Here is a 20,025-nt window from a genome sequence, read left to right on the forward strand (position 1 = left end):
ACCCCTTTTCAGCTGGTGAAGGCGATGATGCGGCCGATGTCGTGGGCCTGCTCGGCCGTCGACTGCTTCGCGCCGTACAGGTTCACGGTGATCTGCCGGGACACTTCACGGGCGACGGCCGCCGAGGAGACGCCGCCGCCTCCGTACCGTCCGGCGGGCACCATCTGGTAGCCCATGGCGGCGGCGGTCTTGGCGAGCAGCGCCCTTGAGCGGGCGCTGCCGTTCCACGGGATCCAGGACTCGGGCACGCGGGCCTCGCCGCCCAGGACCATGGTGGGCCGGTTGAGGATGCCGCCGGCCGCCATCGCCTTGCCGCCCTGCGCCACCCACTGGCGTACGAACGTCTCCTTGTTCGCGGCAGGCAGGGAGCCGATCTGCTTGGTCATCTTCGGGACCAGAGCCTTGATCGTCGCCGTGTCGAGCCCGGCCGCGATCAGGTCGGCGTACCCGCGCCCCGGGCCGCCCCGGAGGGTGGACAGCAGGACCAGGCTGTTCGCGAGGTCCTCGCCGGTGAGTGTCGACTGCGCCTTGCCGACCTGGGCGTTGGCCGCCGCGGCGGCCTTGCTGTTGCCCACGGCCTCGGAGGCGAGGGCCATGGCGGAGGCGTCGCCCTGCGCGGCGAGGGCCTGGGCGAGGTCCCCGAACCCGGCCGCGGCCAGCTTCTGCAGGTCGGCGGCGAACTTCTGGCTCTCCTTCGTCGAGCTGCCGAGCTGGTTGGTGAAGTCCTTCAGCGTCGCCTTGGCGAAGTCTCCGGTCTTCTCCAGCTTGGCCACGATGGACTTGAACTGCTTGTCGGACGCCCCGGCGAGGGCGTTGACCAGCGCGTAGCCTTCCTCGCCCATGCCCTCCAGCAGCGCCTGCAGTTCCTTGCCGCCCCGCTGCCCGATCTTCGACAGGTTCTTACGCCACGCCTCCGTCGCCGCGACGCTCTCGTTCAGCTGCGTCTCATACGCCTTCAGGTTGAACCCGCGGGGTGCCTTCGCCCCCTTCTTCAGGCCCAGTTCGGCGTCAGCGGCGTGGACGGCGCCCCGCTCCTGGCGGACCTTGGCGTCGGCCGTGCCCTTCGCCTTGCGCGCGTCGGCCACCCTGTCCTGCGCGGCCTCCAGCTGCTTCTTCGTCGGCTTCGACTTGCGGACCCGCGCGAGGTTCCGCTCGGCATCGCGGAGAGCGTCGGTCTTCTTCCGTGCGTCGGCGAGGGCCTTGGTGAGGTCGGCCCACGCCTTCTTGAGGTCCTCGATCTCTTGGTCGTAGCGCGACTTGGCGTCCGACGGGCCACCCAGGACCGGCTTGCCCGTCGGCGTGTAGGTGAAGCCGGGGATACCGCCGTCGGCGAACCAGGCGACGGTGCCGCCGAGCCGCTTCACCGTCTCGGCGGCGATCTGCCGCGACCTCGGGCGCTTGTTGGCGGCGAGCGGGATGTAGGCCTCGTCCCCAGCCTCGTCCTCCGCCCACACCCGCCAGGAGCCCTTGCGCGCGATCTGCGCGACGTGGTTCTCCCGCACACCGCCGTCCGCATAGAAGGACAGGATCGAGCCGTCGGCCTGCGCCCCGTAGTCGCGGTGCGCGGGAGCAACCTTGCTCTTGGTCCCCCTCGTGTAGAACGTCGTGGTCACGGCCACAGACTTGTCCTGCAGGGCACGGATCGCGGCGGCTAGGGCATCGACGGCTGTCTTCTGGGCACCGGTGGGCACGGTGATGGTGACCTTCTTGCCCTTGGTGGTTTTGATCTTGAAGCCGAGGCCCTCAAGGGCGGTGCGCGCCTCCTTGGTCAGCGCGGACATCGTGAACGACCTGCCCTTGGTCGAGGCGACCTTCGCCTTCACCGCTTCCAGGTCCCTTATTGCCCCTGCGGTCTTCGCCTCGACCTTCGTGGCCGCCTTGGGCGGCAGCCGAAGGTAGGCGCCCGTCAGCTTGTCGATCGCGTCCTTGGAGAAGCCCAGCGCGGACATCTGCTCCTTGAGCAGGCGGATGTCCTTCGTCAGGACCTTCTGGCCCGCCTCCTGGCTGCCCTTCTGCTCGGCCACCGCATTGGCGTTCTCCATCGCCGCTTTCGCGGCGTCCAGGAACGCGCCCTTGACGGCCTGCCCCTTCTCGGTCGTGACGTCGAGGCTGTGGCCGTTGTCCTTCACCGCATCGGACAGCGACTTCAGGGACTGGCGGAAGGAGATCTCGGACTCGGCCGCCGAGATGGCCCCGCCATTCAAGTTCTTCAGCGCGTCCGAGAGCTTCTCCGCTTCGGTCCGCTGGTCCTGCAGCTCGTCGGCGGTCAGACTGGCTTCCTTCGCCAGCTTGGCCTGAGACTCGGCGGTCAGCTTCGACTGGGTGTCGGTCCCGACCAGGGCCTCGTTGTACTTCGGCAGCAGGGTGCTCAGCTTCTCCGTACTGGTGCCCTGCGCCTCGGCTTCCGCGGCCATCCGGCCGAAGGCCTCGCCTGCCACGTCGGGGCTGCCGGATTCCACCAGCGCGGCGAGTGCCTCGTCTAGGGCCTGGACCCGCTTGGTCGCCTTGTCGAGGCCCGGCCCGCCCTTGTCGGTGCCTGGGTCGAACGAGCCGAAGAAGTCCTCGACCCGGTCCATGCCGCCGGGGTGCGCGATGCGTTTGACGGCCTCGCCGAATCCGTCGAGGTTGTCGCCGAACAGGCGGGTCAGCTCGCCCGCTGCTTTCCCCTTCTGGGCCAGGTTGACGAGGCTGTTGGCCATCTTCGTGGCGTTCGGCGGGGTCTCCTCGAACTGCTGGGCAATCTTGTTGATGCTCCAGCTGACTGCGGTGAGGCCGATCACCACGTTGCCGAGCCGTCCCAGGGCCATCATGGCCGCCCGGGTCCGGGCGGCCGTGACGCCCATGCTGACCAGTGCCGCCCGGGTCGCCGCGATGCGCGGCAGCAGAAGCAGCAGCCCGGCCCCAAGGAGGGTCGCCGCCCCGCCGACCCCGGTGAACAGGGTGAGGGCGTGCTGGAGCTCCGGGGACAGGCCGTTGTACAGGTTGATGAGACGGGTGACCCACTGCGTCATGTCGCGCAGGGCGCCGTTCGCCGACGAGCCGCCCTCGATCAGCGCGACCTCGAACGCGCCGCGCAGCCGTTCCAGGTCGCCGATCAGGTTGTCGGTCTGGACGGCGGCCATGCGGCCGGCAGCGCCCTGGTCGTTGACGGACTTGACGTACTTGTTGATGCCCTCCGAGCCGAGCTCGTACATGATGGTCGCCGACCGGACGGCGTCCGCACCGAAGATCGTCGCCATCGCCGCGTTGCGGGCCTCGGGCGTCAGCTTACTGAAGCTGGTCTTCATACGGCCGGCCAGCTCGGACAAGCCGACGAACTTGCCGGACGCGTCGTAGGCCGAGAACCCGATCTGGTCCATCATGCCCTTGGCCTCTTTGGACTGCGGTACGAGCCGCTGAAGCATGACCTTCAGCGAGGTACCGGCGTCCGAGCCGATCAGCGCGTGGTCGGCGAACGCCGCGAGGGTGCCGACGGTGTCCTCGATGGACAGGCCGGTCTGGTGGGCCAGCAGACCGCCCATACGGAGCGACATGGCCAGGCCGTGCACGTCCGCGGCCGACTTGTTGGCGCCGGCCGCGAGCAGGTCGGCGATGTGGGTGACGTCCTTGCCTGCCAGGCCGAAGGTGTTCATCGCCTGCGCGGAGACGACGGCGGCCTCGGTGAGGTCGACCTGCCCGGAGGCGGCCAGCGCCAGCGATCCCTTCAGGGCGCCGCCGATGATGTCGGCGGTGGTGACGCCAGCGCGCGCGAGCTCGGCCTCGGCGCGGGCGGCCTCCGTCGCCGTGAAGCTGGTGGTCTTCCCGGCCTCCAGTGCGGCGGCCCGGAGCAGGCCCATGTCCTTCGCCGATGCGCTCGTCACCGCGCGGACGTTGCTCAGTTCTTTGTCGAACTTGGCCGCCGCGGCTGCGGCGACCGCGAACGCTGCGACCATCGCGGTGCCGGCGACGGCGCCCGCGTTGGCCATCTGCGACGTATGGCGGGCGGCGTTGCGCATGCTGCGGGTGTACTGGTTGATGTCCGCGACCAGGCGGACGTTGACGGTGCGGGTGGTCACAGCTCACCCCCGTCGCGTCAGGGCGCTACGGGCGCCGTTCGATGTGGACGTGCAGCCCCTCGGACTTGCCGCCCTTGTCCTGGTAGGCCTTCACGGCTGTCGCTGACGCCGTGCAGGCGTGGCAGCGGATCAGCTCAGCCCGGTAGCTGAACTCGTTCGCCGCATCGGTGGCCTCGCCCCACGGCTGCCTGCACTCCGGGCAGGCGTCCGCCTCGACGTCCAGCAGGGCGAACGCCCATGCCCGGTCCTCGGCCAGCCACAGCGGCTCGCCCGGCCCGACGGCGCGCCCCATGAAGACAGAGCGGGGCACGCCCCAGGCGCGGGCGGCTTCTACTTCTCGCCGCCAACGGCCGCCAGGAGTGCGGAGGCGGCCAGCGAGAAAGGGGACGCGTCGGCTGCCGCGTCGTTGTTGACCTCCCACGCGGCATCGAACAGGCGCTTCTGCTCCCCCTTGTTGACGATCTCGAACAGGGCGGTGGCCTGCTCGGGGGTCATCTTCGGGTCGACGCACGAGGCGACGACCAGTGCCTTCGGGAACGTCCGGTCGTCGAACAGCTCGTTGGCGTTGTCCGACGGGTGCGCGGCCAGGAGATCGCTGTAGGCCTGGTCGCCGATGAACCGCAGCACGAACGGCTCCTCGGCGGCCTTCGCCGCCGTCTGCGCGGTGCGCAGGTCGGCGGCGATCCGGCGGCCCGGGTGCTCGTCCACGAGGCTGGAGGGCTCCCACTCCTGCGACACCTGCGCCAGCTCGGCCGCGAGCCGTTCCGCCTCGCTGGCCAGGTCACCCCGGACGCACACCCGGACGGTGCGCTCCCGGGGCTTGGCGGCCTTGAGGATGTCCTCGATGTTCGGCATCAGGCCACCGTCGCGGCGGTCGCCGGCGGGTTGGTGACCTTCATCGGCGAGGTGAACTTCATGACCTCGTTCGCGGCCGGGGCGTTGTTCTGCGGCTCGCCGCAGGTGATCGGGTAGATCTCGGCCTTCTGCCCGGCCGTCCAGGCGGTGGCGTAGGCGACGCCGCGGCGGATGGCGAGGTAGCCGCTGACGCCGTACTTGAGCGTCGCGTACGGCAGGTCCTCAGGCGTGGTGGTGCCGCGCTTGAACGTCGTCTCGGTGTCGAAGCCCACGCGGCCCACGGTCTTGGTGTCGAAGGTCGACGCCAGGCTGGACGTGTCGACGTCCGCCGTGGACGGGTCGATCTTCAGGCCGTCGGGGGTGATGCGGGCCGTGAAGTCCTGGCCCGCCGTCAGCTCGGCCGCGGTCGGCGCGTTGATGTTGGCGATGCTGGCCACCCAGCTCACCTTGGTCATTCCGTCGTTGATCAGGTCGGACATGGACCCTCCTCAGGGCATGAAAAAAGCCCCGGGCAGGCGGGGCGGGCGAAGCGGACGGGACAGGCCGGGCGGGATCAGATGACGAGGCTGGCGACGGTGACGCTGGTCGTCGACGAATAGGCGACCGACGCGCTCACGCCGTCGACCGCCGACGCGAACAGGTCCGCCGTGATGGGCCCGATCATCTTGTCGCCGGTCGTCGCCGGGACGGTCACGACGACGTCGGCGGCGGCCTGGCCGCGGACCTTCGCGGTCGCGGTGAGCGTGACGGTCATGCTGGAACCGTTGGTGTTCTTGACGTGCAGGAAGCTGCGTTCGCCGCACGTCACCGTGGTGGACGCGGCAGCAGCCGAGTAGGTCGGGGTCAGGCCGCTCAGTGCGACGGCCTGCTGGGCGAGAAGCGCCATGAGGGACTCTCCTGTCGGGGTCAGGCGGGGGTCGAGCAGATCCGGTACTGGACCGGCACGAAGAAAACGGGCGGGGTGACGTCGTCGTCCCGCTGGACGGGCGGCCCGCCGAGGTCCTCGGCCGGCCAGCAGGACCGGCCGACGACCGTGAGAGGCACGGCGAGGGCCAGACGGACACGGGAGGCCACCCACAGGGCGCGTTCGACGTCACTGCCCACGCAGGTGACCTGCATGGTCGAGTCGAAGTGGGTGCGGTCGTCGGCGAGCGACGCCCGTACCGCCATACCCGGGTCCGGGTACAGCACGCAGAACTTGTCCGGCGGCGTCCAGCCCGAACTGGTGGGCGCGCCGCCCACGTAGACCGTCAGCTCGGCGGCCTCCAGGGCGGTCTTGACGGCGTCCATGTGCGGCAGGACATCCGGTGGTGTGGCCATCGGTTCACCACCAGGCCAGGCCGCGCGCGGCGAGCAGTTCCATCTGAGCCAGGAACTGAGGCATCTCGGTGGCCAGGGCCCGGCCGCCGTCGTTGTGCGGCGGGTTGTGTACCGACCCGTACTCCAGGATCGCGCCCAGCGGGCCCTGCACCCCCGCCTTGTCCGGGCCGATCGTGGCCATGAACAGGTCGCGACCGTACGCGGCGATGTCGTAGCCGATCGTGCGCGGGTAGTGCTTGGCGTGCTTCCCGCTGGTGGCCCGGGCGTTGGCCCGCCAGTTGTTCTTGACGTTGAGGGCGCCGCGCACGGTGACCGCGCGAGCATCCTTGCGGACGCGGGGGATGCTGCGGGCCAGGTGGCGTTCCAGGCGTCGCACGTCGCGCATGTCGAAGCGTCCCGCCGTCATGACCTGTCCTCCGTACTGATCCGCCAGGCTGTCGCCTGGTCGTGGAACTGGGCTGCGACGACCCACAGGACCAGCCCCGTCATGCGGGCGTCGGGCGAGGCCAGGACCTCGATGCGTGAACCGGGCAGCACGCGGACACCGCCTGGGAGGACCGTGGTCCAGGGCAGCGATACTTCGTACTCCCGGAGGAGAACCTCGCGTTCGCCGGCGGGAGCGTCCTCGCCGCCGCTCTGCCCGATGGGCTTGACCCGCCCCTTGCCCTCGTACAGCGTCGTCTTCGCCCCGGGCACCGTGGTGCCGGTGCTCCGGTTGAAGACGTCTGCTGCCTGGGTGTAGAGGCGCACGGTGTCCCGCATCCGGGACTCCGCCGCCGCCCGGCCAGCGGCGAGCACGCCGTCGACGTTCACGACTCCTCGACAGGTGCGCCCGGAACGATGCTGAACGCCACCTTCTTCGGCGGCCTCAGCTCCTCCTTCTCGTCGTCGGACAGGTACACCTCGCCCCGCGAGCGGGACGAGTCGATGGTGTACGAGTAGTCGTCCAGCGACTCCTGCCGCTTCCCGTTCGGATTGTCCAGCTTCCGCAGCACCATGGCGCAGCAGACCTTCGTGGAGATGTCCGTGGGCGCGGTCGCGTACTGCGGGAACGGCTTCAGGATGAGCGCGGTCGCGTCGGTCAGCCAGGCGGTGGCCTGACGCTCCTCCGTTGCCGTCAGGTCACGGCCGAGCCGCTCGACCAGATCCGCGAGGGTTGCCAGTGCCACCGTCCGTCTCCCCTTCTACAGGCTGGCGAGGAAGCCGGTGCCCAGGCCGTGCTTGCGCTCGTTGCCGTACTTCAGGCCGACCTCGCCGTAGAGCTGGGTGCGCTCCTTGGCGCCGGTCTTGGCGAGCGGCTCGGCGAAGAAGTGGCCCTTGCCCGGGGTCTCCAGGTACACGGGCATGCACTCTTCGAGCGAGGTGACCATGATCTTGTGCCTGGGCATGTGCCGGTCGAGCATGATGTTCAGCACGCCGAAGTCGGTCTGGATCGTCTGCAGGTTGACGCCGCCGACCGAACGGCTGGTCTCCTGGTACTTGCCGTAGGCGTTCGCGTAGGCGTCGGTGACACCCCGCTTCGAGGTCGAGCCCACGACCAGCGTCGCGGTCTCCGACTCCATGATCCCGCCGTTGTCGAAGACGGTCTGCAGCAGCCCGTCGATGGCCGCCTTGGAGACGGCGACCAGCTTGGTGACGTTGGCGGTGCCGTCGCCGCCCGCCAGGTCGATGGCCGCACCGCCCTTGGTCAGCGCCAGCTTGAACGTGTTCGTGGTCACCGTCACCACGTAGTACGGGGTGTCCGCGCTGACACCGGTCAGGGTGGCGATGGTGTCCAGGGTGACCTGGTCTCCGGCCACCAGGCCGTGAGCGGCGAGCGTGAACGCGTCCGTGCTGATCGCACCTGCCGCGGAGCCGAGCGCCGTGCCGAAGCTCTGCACATTGGTGCTGATGGCCGCGAGCATGCCGCGCGTCTTGCGGACCGTCGTGTTGTCGGACGGCTTCTGGTAGAGGCCGTTCAGGAAGGACCACTCGACGTCGCGGACCATCTGCTTGAGCATCTGCTCGACCTGCCAGTCCAGTTCGTTGCGGACCGGGTTGGTGGCCTCGATGTTCAGGCCCGAGTGTGCGCCGACCGCAGCCAGCTTGGTGTAGGAGACGCCGACGGTCTCGTGGTGGATCTGCGTGATGTTGTCGACCGACCCGCGCACCCGCTCCTGGTCCGTGGGCGCGTCCTGCCCCTCAAGGGCGGTGTTCTGCCCGGCGGAGCGCAGGTCGAAGGTCTGCCACTCGAACTCCTTCGCGTTGGTCTGGCCGCCTCCGGTCAGACCGCCGATCGCGGAGAAGAACGGCGTGTCGTCCGGCGTCAGCTGGTGAAGGACGCCGGTGTAGTTGGGCAGGTTGTACGTCGTGCCCAGGGCAGTGATGCTCCCAGCCATGGGGGCTCCTTAGGGTGCGGGGCGCGGCGTACTGCCTGCCCGGATGATCAGTTCTTGACGTTGGCGAGCTTGGCGTTTTCCAGGGACAGCACGGTGCGCCAGTCGCCCTTGGCTTTCGCCGCAGCGATCTGGTCCTCGACGCCGCCCGCAGTGCCGCCCGGGCGCGGCCCCTGCGACGGGTCCGGGCGGGGCGTGAGCGGACCGGACGGCGCCCAATGCGGCTTCTGGGTCAGCAGGTTGTCCAGCGCGGCCGTGATGGCGGCCCGGTCGACCGTGCCGTCCGCCGTGACGAAGGTGCCGCTCTGGAGGGCGGTCACCGCGTCCTGCGGGTCCTGGAAGCGGCCCGCAGCGAGGGCCTCGACCTGAGAGCTGACCGCGAGCCGGGTGGCCTGGTCGGCGCGCTCGGTGGCCGCCTTCAGCGCCTCCGCCTGCTTCTCGGCGTCGGTCTTGTCGCGGTCCTCGAACTCCTTGAGGCGGGCCGCCTGCTCCTTCTCCCGCTGCTCGGCTTCCTTGGCCCGCTTCTTCCACTCGGTGAGGGCCTTCTCTCCCTCCGGGCCGAGCGCCGGGTCACCGTCACCCGCCGGAGGTGCGCCCGGGGCGGGCGCCGGCGGCGTTGCGGGTACCGCAGGAGCGGGGGGTGCTGCCGGGGCCGGTCCGGGGGCCGGCGGGTTGCCCGCCGGGTCGGTGGCCGGTGCTGGAGGTGTGCTCATTGCTGCTCCCGTTGCAGGAGGTGGTGACCGTCGGCGTTGCGCCGGGGTCAGGTCAGGTAGCCGAAGCGCCGCAGCATGGCGAGCGCCTCGTCCCGGCTCTGCGCGAGCCGGTAGATCTCTTCGGGCATCAGGCGCGGCGTCAGCAGCCGGAAGTTCGCGGCCGTCGTCTGCCCGGCCGCGACCGCGCGTGCCCGTTCCTGCCGGTAGAAGGCGCCGCGACGGGTCGTGCCCTCGGTGGTCGCCTGCACGCGGCGGCCGTAGGCGGTCATCGTCGACATGCCGCGCCGGGCGTTGACGACCTGCGCCATGTCCGCGCCCTCCCGGATCGCCTGCGCCCCGGCCTGGGTGAAGACCCGGTCCTGCTCGGCGCGGGACAGGGCGTTGAAGTAGGCGCGCGGGCTGATGAACCCGCGCTCCGCGCTGCCCGGCCGGTTCGTCGGCGAGAAGCTGTCGCCGCGCAGGCCGCCCCGGTGCTGGTTGCGGGCGATCAGCGTCGTCGGCAGGTGGATGCAGTCACAGCGCGGGTGCCGCTGGAAACCCTTGTTCCAGCCCCACTCGGTGCCCGCCAGGATCACGCACCGGCCGCAGGCGGGCGGCTGCACCACCCGCACGTAGCCCTGGATCGTGCGGCGGCTCGCCATGGCCGTGCTGGTCGCCCCACGCCCGGCGTCCGCGACCTGTGTGGAGGTGATCCGCAGGGCGCTCGCCAGGGACCCACGGAACGCGTCGTCCGGGGACTGCCCGGCGAGCATCCGCACCTTCCAGTCGATGACCGGCTGGTAGAGCAGCGACAGCAGCGGGCGCCCGTCGGAGGCGATCCCCGCGAACGAGGACGGCACGACCCTCCCGGCCGCCTCGGGGTCGGCGTCCTCGGCGGCCAGGACCGCGTCCAGGTACGGATCGGCTAGCCGTGCGGCCTCCGTCTGCGCCTCGGTCACCGCAGCCACCAGCAGCGGCGACAACTGCGCCCAGGAACCGCTGATGTCCCGCCGGCTGATCTGCCCCCACACCGCCTGCACCCGGTTCACCGCACGCCGCACCACGAACTGCTGATGCCGGTACTGCTCCAGGGCGACAGCCCGCGTCATCGTGTCGACCACGGGCTACCCCACCGGAACCGGACCGGCAGGCCCAGGCACGGCCGGTATGGCCGGGTCGCCCGGCTTGGGCCCGTACCCGGCGGCGAAGTCGTCGCCCAGCGCGCGGGTGAAGGCGTCGCGGTCCATCTCCGCCATACGGGCGCGCTGCAAGGCCGAGTAGCCCAGATCCTCGCGGGCCTGCGGAATCGGAATGATTTTGGCCTGCACCAGCTTCACCGTGGCGTCCGCCTTCTGCGCGAACGTCGGGGTGGCCGGGTCCCGCCACAGGGTCTCCAGGCGCTGAAGCCTCGGATCCCAGGACCCGTCGATGATCCGCATGATCAGCCGGTTCATCCGCTCGTAGCCGCCGCCGAACGGCTTCTGCTTGCGCTCGCACCGCTTGATGAGCCGGGTCTCACGCGAGCGGATCGCGTCCGCCGAGGCAGCGTCGTCGGCGACCAGGCCCATGTAGTTGGGCGGCAGCGCGGCCAGCGCGGACGTGATGCGGGCGAGCAGCTCGATGGTGTCGTGGAAGTTGGACAGGTCGGCGGCGGGGAACTGGATGACGTCGGCGCCGTCCTCTTTCCTCGTCTTGGCCGTCGACCAGATCCGCCCGGTCAGGCGGGACCACACCGACAGCTGCTTGCCGTTGACGTCCACGAAGTCTTCCTCGTCGAAGCCGAACGCGGCCCTTCGGGGCAGGGCGTGGAACTCTGCGCCCACCATCAGGTCGGTGGCGATCTTGCAGGCGGCGTCCGAGATGGGCAGAACGGCCTTCATCTCCGACTGCCCGCCAGGAACCAGCAGGCGGCCCCGGTTCGGCATGACCGCTACCAGCGGCTCGCCCACCTTGTGGTCGTCCCGGTCGATGACTGTCCAGGTACCCGGGCCGCCGGATTTGAAGTGCACGGTGGCGTCGGGCCGGTAGAGGGTGGCGTACCGGTCGCGGACGGCTGCGGTGAGCGGGTCGATCTCGTTGTACCGCTTCAGCGCGGCCCGGATCTCGCGCGTCGCCGGGTCGAAGTCGGCGTACATCTGCAGCGCCGATTCGGCCGTGACCAGCGGGGTCGCGGAGTCCTTCGGGTTCGATCCGACGACCAGGAACGACCGCTTCATGGCGAGGGCGTCGACGTGGGCCTGCTGGCTCTTCTCGTCCATGCCGTTGGCCTGCCACAGCTTCCACAGGTCGTCATCGGCCGAGTCGGAGTCCGGGTACCGGAACCCCTCGACGTCCAGGCGCTCCTCGACGGCGTCGACGACCAGCTGCGGCCAGTTGATGACGACCTGGCGGATCTGGTCGCCGATCTCCTTCAGGAGCTCCGGGTGCATGTACGACAGGGGCTGCTCGCCCTCGTAGTAGTCGTTCAGCGCCTTGAGTTCCTGCAGCTCGAAGTCGTGGTTGCGGGAGAGGTAGGTGGCCCATTCCTCCTCGGTCAGGTTGTTCAGGTCCACAGCCGCCTCCCTCTCACATCACGACCATGGCGGCCTTCTTCTTCGGCTTGTTCTGACCCGCCTTGATGGCGTCGCGGTAGGCCTCCCACGACAGGCAGCCGGCCATCGAGCCGTCCATGGACAGCGGCGACTGGTGGCGTTCCTTCTCGATCACCCACAGGGGCTGGCCCTGCTCGTCGAGCATTTTGAGGATCTTCCGGCGGGCGTTGGCGATGTGCCGGGCGTAGACCGGGTCAGCGGAGTGGGTGAGGGCGCCGGACTGCATGGCGCCCTTGTAGGCCTTCAGCGAGTACGCCATGGCCTTGAGCCGGTTCGTCCACCACTCGGTGACCCGCTTGTCGCCCCACCGGCCTTTCCAGCGGCTGATCATTCCCTCCCAGTACGGCGGATCCGCGTACAGGCGGACGACGTCCCACGTCGCGAAGGCCTCGATCAGGACGGCGTCGACTTCGTCCTCGGGGCACTCCCAGCCCTCGCCGCCGGGGTCGTTGGCGCCGGGCGGGCACTCCCAGATGCCCAGCGACCACTGAAAACCCGTCGCCAGGTGCGTCGCGATCAGGGCGGTGGCGTCCCGGAACTGGGCGCCGTCGAACCCGATCACGATCTTCTCGCCCTTGGGCGGAAGCGGCTGATCCGGCCGGGCCAGTTCCTTCCACCGGTCGACGGAGAACGCCTGACGGCCCGCCTGTACGCGCCGGTTCAGCCACACGCGCTCCCAGTACGCCCGGTCCGTGTCCGGGGCGTTGTACAGGGAGACGATCGCGTCGACCTGGCCCTCGAAGTCCGGCCAGGCCGCGATGGACGGCCCCGACGCTTCCCGGACCGCGGCCCGGATCTGACGGTCGTCCGAGAGGTCCTCGTCCGGACGCGGCGTGGCCTCCCGGTGGAAGAAGCACAGCGTCCGGTCCTTCGACTTGCCCGCCGCGATCAGCTCGGCGAACTCATGCGTGCCCTGAGCCACCGAGTCTTCGCCGGGCGTGTAGGTGGTCGTCGTCTCCAGCGACCACGGGTCGAACATCATGATTTTCGGGATGTTCGCCAGCATGGTCTGGTGAGCTCCTCGGTGGCGAGGCAGCGTGAAGCGGTGCGTCTCGTCGAAGTGCTGGAACGTCGTGCGGGCGCCGTCTCGGGAGTCGGGCGAGGAGGCCAGCGGGACGGCCTTGCCGGAGCCGCCCCAGCGCATGATGCGGTCCAGGCCCGGATCGAACAGGTCACCGTCCGGCCCCTCCGTGACCATCACGTACAGGGCCGCGTAAGCCAGTTCCTCGGTCTGCTCCTCGGTGTACGCCACCATCGGGATGAACGGGTCCGACACCGGGACGCCGACGGGCTCGCCGTCCGCGTCGAACCCGTCGCAGCGCACCGGACCGTCCGGGTGCAGCTCGGCGAACGCCACCGCGGCGGCGAGCTCGGTCTTCGCAGTGCCCTTGCGTACGGACAGGCCGACGCGCTTGAAGCGACGCTTGCCCGCACGCGGGTGGCCCTGCGGGTACACCTCGTACCAGCGGTAGATCAGCCCGCGCTTCTCCGGGTCCAGCACGTATGGCTGGCCGCGCAGGGCGCCGGGCCCGTGGACGGCCCGCTCCTCGATGAGGTCGCACACCTGCGGTCCCAGCGTCGGCCACGGCTCGGCGTCCGGCGCGGGGACCATCAGGACGCCCACGGCTCACTCCACCACGTGCAGATTGGCCCGCGGATCGTCCGGACGTCGGCCAGTGGCAGCCGCCCGTCGACGAGGACGCGAGGAACGCTCCTCGTCGTCCGCCGACACCTTCCAGCGCAGCCGCAGCATCGCCAGCGGCGACAGGCCGAGCCGGTCCGCCATCTGCCGGGCCTCCCTCGACGCGTCCAGGTCGCCCTGCTCGGCGCGCGCCTTCCAGCGGACGTACTGCGCGACCTCGCGCGTCCAGCTGGCACGCTCCCACTCCACAGCCTGAGGCAGCGCCCACAGCTGCTCCCACAGCTCGGCTTCCACCCGCTCCTGCGCACCGAGCTGGGCGGTGAGGATGGCCGCCACTTCCCGGGCCGCGTCCGCCTTGCGCTGCACGGTGGTGCGCTGGCGGCCGGTCAGGTTCGGCTCGGCCAGGGACAGTTCCAGTTCATCGGCCGCTCGCTGTGCTGTGTCCCGCTGCGTCGACAGGACGATGTCGGCGAGCAGGGGCCACGGCGGCGTTGCGCCTTCGCGGCCGGCGGCGGGCAGTTCGACCGTGGCCACGGCGGCGTTGCGCCTCCGGGCGTTCGGCTTCGGGGCAGGGCCCATTCCGGCCATGCCGATCACCCCCACGGTGCCGTTGCGGCACGTCGTCGGTTGCCCGGCCGTTGCGGCCGAACCTGGTTACGGTGCGTGGTGCTTGGGCGCTGTCTGCGGGCCTCCCAGACCCGTACAGACAGGGAGCGCCCTCCCCGGCGGTCCCCCAAAAGATCATGATCAAGGGTCACCCCCCGGGGTGATCATGGTCCGGGGTCACTCTGTGTAACGTCCGATGGCGGCTGGAAGGTCCAGGTCGACGACCAGCGGTGCCACTCGCTCGACGGTCCAGGCGCGGTCGCCGTCGCGAGGGTCGCGCAGTCGCCGGCCGTCCTTCGTCAGGCGGAAGGCCTCGTAGCGGATGAGCCGCTGGTCGGCCGCGCGCTCGATGCTGAGCCAGTCAGCGGCGACCGCGTCCGGGTCGATGCCGTTCGCCTTGAGCCACGCGGCGAGTGCCTCGCGCTGCTCGGCCAGTGCCTCACGGCCGAAGAGCCTGAGCACTACGGCGTCAGGCATGGGCACGACCGGTGCGAGTGCAGCCGCCTCGATGCCCTGCTCGAAGACCGCCACGCTGCTCAGGCCGAGGGCGAAGCGCAGTTGTGTGAGCCCCTCGTGCAGTGCGTCGGCCGCCTCCTCGCCCATCGCGCCGACGTTGCCGACGAGCAGTACGTCACCGGGCTTGAGTACGACCGTGCGTGCGCTGGTGTCGGTCATTGGTGCCAGCCTCCGGGCTGCTCGCGTGCGGTGTGGCTGCTGTGGCACGGGCCGCACAGGCCGCGCCCGTACTCCGGGTCGTTGGGGTCGAGGCCCAAGGCCTTGAGTTCACGGCGGGATTGGGGGTGGTGGTCGGCGTGCCGGGATGGCTGGCCGCACGGGCCACAGTGCCCGTGGCCCTCGGCGGTACACACACACTTCGGGTCGCGTGCGATGACGGGCTTACGGAAGAGCACCTCGTGGTCTCGGTCGTAGCCGCGCTGTCGTGCGCTGCCTCGCCGCTGTTCAGCCTCGGCTCGGTGTGTGTCGCACTTGCCGTGCTGGGTGAACTCGGGGCACTCAGGATTGGAACAGACGCGCCAGCCTCGGGACTTGGGCATCGTCGTCTCCCTCCGTATCGTGCTGCGCCTACGACTGGAGGGGGTTGCTGTGGCTGGAGAGGGACGTTCGGACTGGGCGCTCGGGGTGTTTGCTGTCGGCCTGGTCCTGGTGCTGGGGGCCGTCATCTACCAGTGGTGGCTGCTGTTGCTGCCCGCTGCGTGCCTGATGGTGGGCGCGGTGGCTGGCACGACGAGGGCGCGTCGGTCGGGGCAGGTGCCTGAGGTGACGGTGCGGCCCGGCGGCGATGGCCGGCCGTGGAGGCGGGGCCGGGAATAGGTCTGCTGGCGGCGGCTCAGGCGGGTTCGGGCCCGATGTTCTCCAGCCGCAGCCGGAACGGATACGTCGGATGCGCGTACACCACGTTGCCGCCGCCGGTACCGGCACCCTGGTGCGCGAGCGCGACCGTCACCAGGCCCGCGCTGATATGGCCAGAGCCGACAGTGAACAACTCAGGGTTGTTCAGGGTGCCGTACGTCCGGCTCGGGTACATCGTCGGACTGCCCTCGGCCGGCGGCGTCGACGACTCCGACGTCGCATACTCGGCGATCACACCGGCCGAGTCGAGGAGCACCCAGTCGAGGAGGTGCGCGCCGAGGTACATGCAGTTCCCGCACACCCGGATCCGGTCGCCCGCGACTGCCGCGATCGAGCACTGGAGTTTGGTGCCGGTCGACGTCTCAACGACCGCCCACGATGCCGCCGCGGGCAGGCCGGACAGGTTGTCGTCGATGATCCGCACGCGCGCGGTGCGTTCCTGCAAGCCGCCGGCCGGGAGCAAGGAGACCACGTCGCCTGACGGGCTCAGCGTCTTCAGGACGCCGCCTTCGCTGAAGACGTACACCCCGGCTGCCGGATTGCTGACGGGCTGGGCCGAGTTGGCGAGCTCGACGGGTTCTGTGTAGTGGCCTCCGGCTAGGAACGCGGTGCCCTGCTCGATGGCTTGGATGCGGGTGAGGGCGTCGACGAAGTAGCCGTCGAGCGTGGTGACGGTGGTCGCCAGGTTGTTGACGGTGCCGCTGAGCGCCGTCAGGTTCAGCTGGGTGGCGAACTTGCTGTCGGCGTAGGCCCGGTCGGCATGCGGGTCCGTCGCCGCGGTGTGAGTGCCGACCTTGGTGGTGGCGTCGGTGGCCGCAGCGCTCGTTGCCGCAGCCTGGGCGGCACTGGCCTTCGTCGTCGCGTCGGCCGCCGCGGCCGTCTGGGCCGTTGCGGCGGCGCCTGCCGTGTCGAAGCTCGCGATGGTCGCGGACGACAGCGTCGGGTTGGGGTAGGCGCCGGTGAGGGCTCCGCCTGCCGGGCCGGTGGGGGTGGCGGTCTGGCTGCCGCTGGTGCCGTCGGGTGCGGAGACTTCGGCTAGCGTCGACAGGTCGACGGTCGGGCCGAGGGTGGAGGGCAGGTCGATGTAGTAGGCGCGCCGCCGGCCGCCTGCCGGGTGTTCGTCGACGAGCCAGCGCCATCCGGTGGGCTGAATGTCGGGGTCGTCGTTGCACAGCAGGACGGCGGAGAAGTGTCCGGCGTTGTCGAGGGTGACTGGGCTGCCGCCGCTGTAGATGGCGTGCTGTGTGGAGTCGACGAGGACGGCGGTGGGGGTGAAGATGATCTGTCCGGTGCGGGGGGTGCCGCCGACGGGGACGGGGAGGGTGCCGGTGACGGTGATGGTGGATGCGCCTGCGGGGAAGGCCATGGTCGCCTCCTTGCCGGTCCGTATGACGCGACGAAGCGCCCGCCGGGGGGATTGGCGGGCGCTTCGTCGTGTGTTTGTGGTGTCCGTTTCGGGACACAGTTGTTCACCGCGATCGTGACACGGCGCTGACCTGCGGTCAAGCGGCGTTGCGGGTGCGGCGTTCGGCGACGAGGGCGCCGACGTCTGTGACGGCGAACCAGGGCTGCCGGGGGGTGCCGCCGGACCGCTGGAGCTGGCCGCGCTGGACGAGCTTGCGGACGCCTCCGAGGCTGATGCCGAGCTGCGTGGCGACCTGGTGTGCGGTCAGGTGGCCGGGCCGGATGATGTGCGACTCCATGGCTCCATGATGCGGCAGGGAGGGATGCGGTGAAGGGGAGGCCAACACCCCGTTTGCTGCGGACAGGGCGTCCGCAGCAGCTGCCTCCCTCGCCTCCCTGACTGGCCATTTCCGCAGCTCATGTACAGGGAGGCAGGGTGGGGAGGCGGGTAGGGAGAACTCCCCTACTCTTCGTCGCCTCCCTCGTCGTCGAGATCCTCGTCGCGGGCTGCGATGGCGTCGAGGATCCGGTCGAGGCCGACGTGCATCTTGCCGCCGTTCGTCTTGTAGTCGCCGTGCCCGGCGTCGTCGAGAACGCGCTTCAGGTCTCGCGGTGACCAGTCTCCGTACTCGACGGGGTTGCGGTCCTTCAGCCCGTGCAGCACGTCCAGGGTGAGCATCCGTGGCTCGTGTCCGAGGACGGCTGCGATGTCGGCGAGCGGGTCGGCCACGTCGAACGTGGGCGCGTCCGCCGGCGCGGTGCCCTCGTACAACCCCATGGCCCGCTGGACTACCGGGGTCACCTCGTCGATGCCCTTCTCGGGGTCGCGGGCCACGTAGTGGGCGCGGATCACCTCGAACGGCTTGCTGGTGAAGCCGTAGGTGACTGCGGTGCCGACGTCCTGGCCGGGAACGAGTTCGGTCGCGCGGATGCCGGCCTTGTACTTGCCCGACCCGAGCAGTCCGTCGTTGGCGACCTGGTCGCCGACTGCGAACGCGACACGGTGGGAGGTGTTGCGGGTGACATCGCGCGGGATGGAATCGGCGGTCGGGGAGACGGTGACCCAGATGAGGGTGATGCCGACCTTCCGCGCCTTCTTCATCACGCGAATGGCCAGCTCAGCGGCCTCCTTGCCGTACTCCTTGCTCATGAACAGCTCGTGGCACTCGTCGAACACGACGACCCTCGGCCGCATCCGCGGGTCCTTCAGGGCCAGCTCACGCGTGAGTTTGGGTGACTCGCCGCCGAGTTCTTCCAGCAGCTTGCCGCGCTCGGTGACTTCCTTGGTCAGGCTGCGTAGCCGGTCGAGGGCGGCCTTCAGCTGCTCGGGGTCGTCGCCCTTGACCAGGGTTTTCAGCCGGGGCTTGAGCGGGTCGTAGTCGATGTTCGTCGCCATGACGTACACCTCGGCCTCGACGAGCGGGTCGAGGATCGCGCCGAGCAGCAGGGAGACGACGATGGACGTCTTCCCGGAGCCCATGATGCCGCCGACGATCCAGTTCGTGGCCATGAGCTTGCCGACGATCTGGTCTCCCCGCTGGGAGACGGCGACGGGCACGCCCTTGAAGTAGTCCGTGGTGCCCTCGGTGAGCAGCGGCCACGGCGGCACGGCACCGGACAGTGAGCCCTGGTCGGCGACCCACAGGTCGAGCACGCCCGGCTGGTTGGGAGGTTCGGTGGGCCAGGTCTCGACGGGCTTGCGGAGCAGGTTGTGGGCGAGGACGTTCTTTTTCGCGTTGACCATCTCGACGGTGACGCCGAGGGGCAACTGCAGCTGTGTGTGCCAGCCGTTCCCGGAGCGGGTGGTGGGCTGCACCCAACGGGGCTGCCAGCCCTCCTTGATGGCCTTGTTGAGGGGGGCGATGCCGAGGCTGCCGAGTGCGCGCAGGATGGCGCCCTCGTCGGGCACGACGCCCTGCTCGGCGCCGACGGCGGGCAGGGCCCACGACGGTGCGGTCTGCCGGTGCCGGCCGACAGCCCACACGCCCGCGAGGGCGAGCCAGGGCAGCGAGTACAGCAGCGGCTCCCACAGCACGCCTGCGATGAACGCGACCCATCCGACCAGCTCGACGACCGTGTTCAGGGGCGTGAGGACGTCGTCGACGTCGTGGTTGTACCAGGCCAGCATGATGCCGAGCATGAGCAGCACGCTGCCCGTGCTGAGGACGGCGGACGCGATGGCCTTGGGGGCGTTGAGGATCATCTGCAACAGGTCCATGCGCCGCTTGTGCCGGGCGAACCGGTAGGCGTAGGCGCGCTGCTCCCACTGCCGTACGAGTTCCTCGTTCCCCGCGGCCTCGGCCTGACGCATCATCCGCGCGTGCATCGCGGTTGTACGGGCCTCCCAGGTACGGCGGGTGAGGACGCGGGTACCCCCGACGACGTACGCGCCGTGGCGGACGAGGAGCCGGTACGTGTCGTGCTCGCGGGCCTCGACGACGACGCGGCGCAGGGCTTCGGTACGGATACGGCGGCGGGGCTGTACCTCGGTCGCGGGTACGGAGGTACCCGCCGTACCCGAGGGTGCGGGTACAGCGGGTACAGGTGTACCCGTCGGGTCGGTGTGGGCGGGTGCGGTCGTGTCCGTCATCCTGGTCGCTCCGGTTGCTCTTGCGGGTGATCGGGTGCACGGGGCGGCCGGATTCCTTGGCCGGGTACGGCCGCCCCGTGGCGGAACTACTTCTTGCGGTTGGCGCGCTCCTCGCGCTTGCGGGCGCGCTCCTTGATCCGCTCGATACCGCGGTCGATGTCCGGCTGGTCCTGGATGTTGGCGATGGCGCGGCGGGCGCCCCGGAGCTCCAGGCGGACGATGCCCGCCTTCTCCCAGAACGTCAGCTTCGGCTCAGACATGGGTGTCCTCCGTGGTCGGCAGGGCGGCGGCGAGAGCGGTGTACGCGCGAGAGACGTCGGCGTAGGCGGTGCTGGTGGCGGCCCGCCGGGGGACGTCGTGCTTGCAGGTGGGGTGGTCGAGGTCGCGGTCGGCGGCCTGCGCGAGTTCCTTCGCCCTGGCGGCGGCGGTACGGGCCTCGGTGAGGGCTTGCTCTCGGGTCACGGATTCCTCCTGGTCGTGGGCTGGCGGGTTGGCCGGCCCCACCGCACCCGCCGAACCTTGGA

Annotated in this window: 23 protein-coding genes; 1 reads left to right on the top strand and 22 read right to left on the bottom strand. The window is 70.1% G+C overall.

Annotation, left to right across the window (positions count from 1 at the left end):
• Positions 1-8: 8 nt before the first annotated feature.
• The 17 genes from PV734_RS12750 to PV734_RS12830 form a co-directional block, all read right to left on the bottom strand.
• Positions 9-4,055, bottom strand: a complete 4,047-nt coding sequence (locus PV734_RS12750) for a phage tail tape measure protein (protein ID WP_319289506.1) — start codon at positions 4,053-4,055, stop codon at positions 9-11.
• Between the two features lie 25 nt (positions 4,056-4,080).
• Positions 4,081-4,347 carry a hypothetical protein gene (locus tag PV734_RS12755; RefSeq protein ID WP_319289507.1) on the bottom strand — a complete coding sequence of 89 codons (267 nt, stop codon included), beginning with the start codon at positions 4,345-4,347 and terminating at the stop codon, positions 4,081-4,083.
• Positions 4,348-4,385: 38 nt separating this feature from the next.
• Positions 4,386-4,910 carry a hypothetical protein gene (locus PV734_RS12760; protein WP_319289508.1) on the bottom strand — a complete coding sequence of 175 codons (525 nt, stop codon included), beginning with the start codon at positions 4,908-4,910 and terminating at the stop codon, positions 4,386-4,388.
• The gene (locus PV734_RS12765; protein WP_319289194.1) at positions 4,910-5,389 is read right to left on the bottom strand and encodes a hypothetical protein; all 480 of its coding nucleotides are present in this window, start codon (positions 5,387-5,389) and stop codon (positions 4,910-4,912) included. Before PV734_RS12765 ends, PV734_RS12760 begins: the two co-directional genes overlap by 1 nt.
• Before the next feature lie 74 nt (positions 5,390-5,463).
• On the bottom strand, positions 5,464-5,796 hold the full coding sequence (locus PV734_RS12770; protein ID WP_319289509.1) for a hypothetical protein: 333 nt from the start codon (positions 5,794-5,796) through the stop codon (positions 5,464-5,466).
• 20 nt (positions 5,797-5,816) lie between these two features.
• A complete protein-coding gene (locus tag PV734_RS12775; protein ID WP_319289510.1) occupies positions 5,817-6,230 on the bottom strand; it encodes a hypothetical protein in 414 nt (137 codons plus the stop codon).
• A gap of 4 nt (positions 6,231-6,234) precedes the next feature.
• Positions 6,235-6,636 (bottom strand): hypothetical protein, encoded by a 402-nt coding sequence (locus tag PV734_RS12780; RefSeq protein WP_319289511.1) that lies wholly within the window; start codon positions 6,634-6,636, stop codon positions 6,235-6,237.
• Positions 6,633-7,043, bottom strand: a complete 411-nt coding sequence (locus PV734_RS12785) for a DUF6093 family protein (protein WP_319289512.1) — start codon at positions 7,041-7,043, stop codon at positions 6,633-6,635. The genes PV734_RS12780 and PV734_RS12785 overlap by 4 nt, the downstream gene beginning before the upstream one ends.
• The gene (locus PV734_RS12790) at positions 7,040-7,399 is read right to left on the bottom strand and encodes a hypothetical protein (RefSeq protein ID WP_319289513.1); all 360 of its coding nucleotides are present in this window, start codon (positions 7,397-7,399) and stop codon (positions 7,040-7,042) included. Before PV734_RS12790 ends, PV734_RS12785 begins: the two co-directional genes overlap by 4 nt.
• A 15-nt stretch (positions 7,400-7,414) precedes the next feature.
• Positions 7,415-8,608: an SU10 major capsid protein gene (locus tag PV734_RS12795; RefSeq protein ID WP_319289514.1), complete on the bottom strand. Its 1,194-nt coding sequence runs from the start codon at positions 8,606-8,608 to the stop codon at positions 7,415-7,417.
• Between the two features lie 47 nt (positions 8,609-8,655).
• Positions 8,656-9,318, bottom strand: a complete 663-nt coding sequence (locus PV734_RS12800; protein ID WP_319289515.1) for a hypothetical protein — start codon at positions 9,316-9,318, stop codon at positions 8,656-8,658.
• 47 nt (positions 9,319-9,365) lie between these two features.
• Complete coding sequence (locus tag PV734_RS12805) at positions 9,366-10,418, bottom strand: hypothetical protein (protein WP_319289516.1); 1,053 nt, start codon at positions 10,416-10,418, stop codon at positions 9,366-9,368.
• Positions 10,419-10,421: 3 nt separating this feature from the next.
• Positions 10,422-11,849 (bottom strand): phage portal protein, encoded by a 1,428-nt coding sequence (locus tag PV734_RS12810; protein WP_319289517.1) that lies wholly within the window; start codon positions 11,847-11,849, stop codon positions 10,422-10,424.
• A 13-nt stretch (positions 11,850-11,862) separates the two neighbouring features.
• Positions 11,863-13,512, bottom strand: a complete 1,650-nt coding sequence (locus PV734_RS12815; protein ID WP_319289518.1) for a terminase — start codon at positions 13,510-13,512, stop codon at positions 11,863-11,865.
• A gap of 3 nt (positions 13,513-13,515) precedes the next feature.
• Positions 13,516-14,118 carry a hypothetical protein gene (locus PV734_RS12820; protein ID WP_319289519.1) on the bottom strand — a complete coding sequence of 201 codons (603 nt, stop codon included), beginning with the start codon at positions 14,116-14,118 and terminating at the stop codon, positions 13,516-13,518.
• 195 nt (positions 14,119-14,313) lie between these two features.
• Positions 14,314-14,811, bottom strand: coding sequence for a hypothetical protein (locus tag PV734_RS12825; protein ID WP_319289520.1), 498 nt, complete (start codon positions 14,809-14,811; stop codon positions 14,314-14,316).
• On the bottom strand, positions 14,808-15,191 hold the full coding sequence (locus tag PV734_RS12830) for a holin (protein WP_319289521.1): 384 nt from the start codon (positions 15,189-15,191) through the stop codon (positions 14,808-14,810). Before PV734_RS12830 ends, PV734_RS12825 begins: the two co-directional genes overlap by 4 nt.
• 49 nt (positions 15,192-15,240) lie before the next feature.
• On the opposite strand from PV734_RS12830, the gene PV734_RS12835 reads away from it, so the two are divergent.
• Positions 15,241-15,468 (top strand): hypothetical protein, encoded by a 228-nt coding sequence (locus PV734_RS12835; RefSeq protein ID WP_319289522.1) that lies wholly within the window; start codon positions 15,241-15,243, stop codon positions 15,466-15,468.
• A gap of 16 nt (positions 15,469-15,484) precedes the next feature.
• On the opposite strand, the gene PV734_RS12840 is transcribed toward PV734_RS12835, so the two are convergent.
• The 5 genes from PV734_RS12840 to PV734_RS12860 all read right to left on the bottom strand — a co-directional run bounded on the left by PV734_RS12840 (position 15,485) and on the right by PV734_RS12860 (position 19,963).
• Positions 15,485-16,873, bottom strand: a complete 1,389-nt coding sequence (locus tag PV734_RS12840) for a hypothetical protein (RefSeq protein WP_319289523.1) — start codon at positions 16,871-16,873, stop codon at positions 15,485-15,487.
• Positions 16,874-17,009: 136 nt separating this feature from the next.
• The gene (locus PV734_RS12845) at positions 17,010-17,210 is read right to left on the bottom strand and encodes a hypothetical protein (RefSeq protein WP_319289524.1); all 201 of its coding nucleotides are present in this window, start codon (positions 17,208-17,210) and stop codon (positions 17,010-17,012) included.
• Positions 17,211-17,374: 164 nt separating this feature from the next.
• Positions 17,375-19,501 (bottom strand): zonular occludens toxin domain-containing protein, encoded by a 2,127-nt coding sequence (locus tag PV734_RS12850; RefSeq protein ID WP_319289525.1) that lies wholly within the window; start codon positions 19,499-19,501, stop codon positions 17,375-17,377.
• 86 nt (positions 19,502-19,587) lie between these two features.
• Positions 19,588-19,761, bottom strand: coding sequence for a DUF6257 family protein (locus PV734_RS12855; RefSeq protein ID WP_319289526.1), 174 nt, complete (start codon positions 19,759-19,761; stop codon positions 19,588-19,590).
• Positions 19,754-19,963: a hypothetical protein gene (locus tag PV734_RS12860; RefSeq protein ID WP_319289527.1), complete on the bottom strand. Its 210-nt coding sequence runs from the start codon at positions 19,961-19,963 to the stop codon at positions 19,754-19,756. Before PV734_RS12860 ends, PV734_RS12855 begins: the two co-directional genes overlap by 8 nt.
• Positions 19,964-20,025: the final 62 nt, after the last annotated feature.

The organism is Streptomyces sp. AK08-02, assembly GCF_033795085.1.
In the GTDB taxonomy this organism is placed as follows: domain Bacteria; phylum Actinomycetota; class Actinomycetes; order Streptomycetales; family Streptomycetaceae; genus Streptomyces; species Streptomyces echiniscabiei.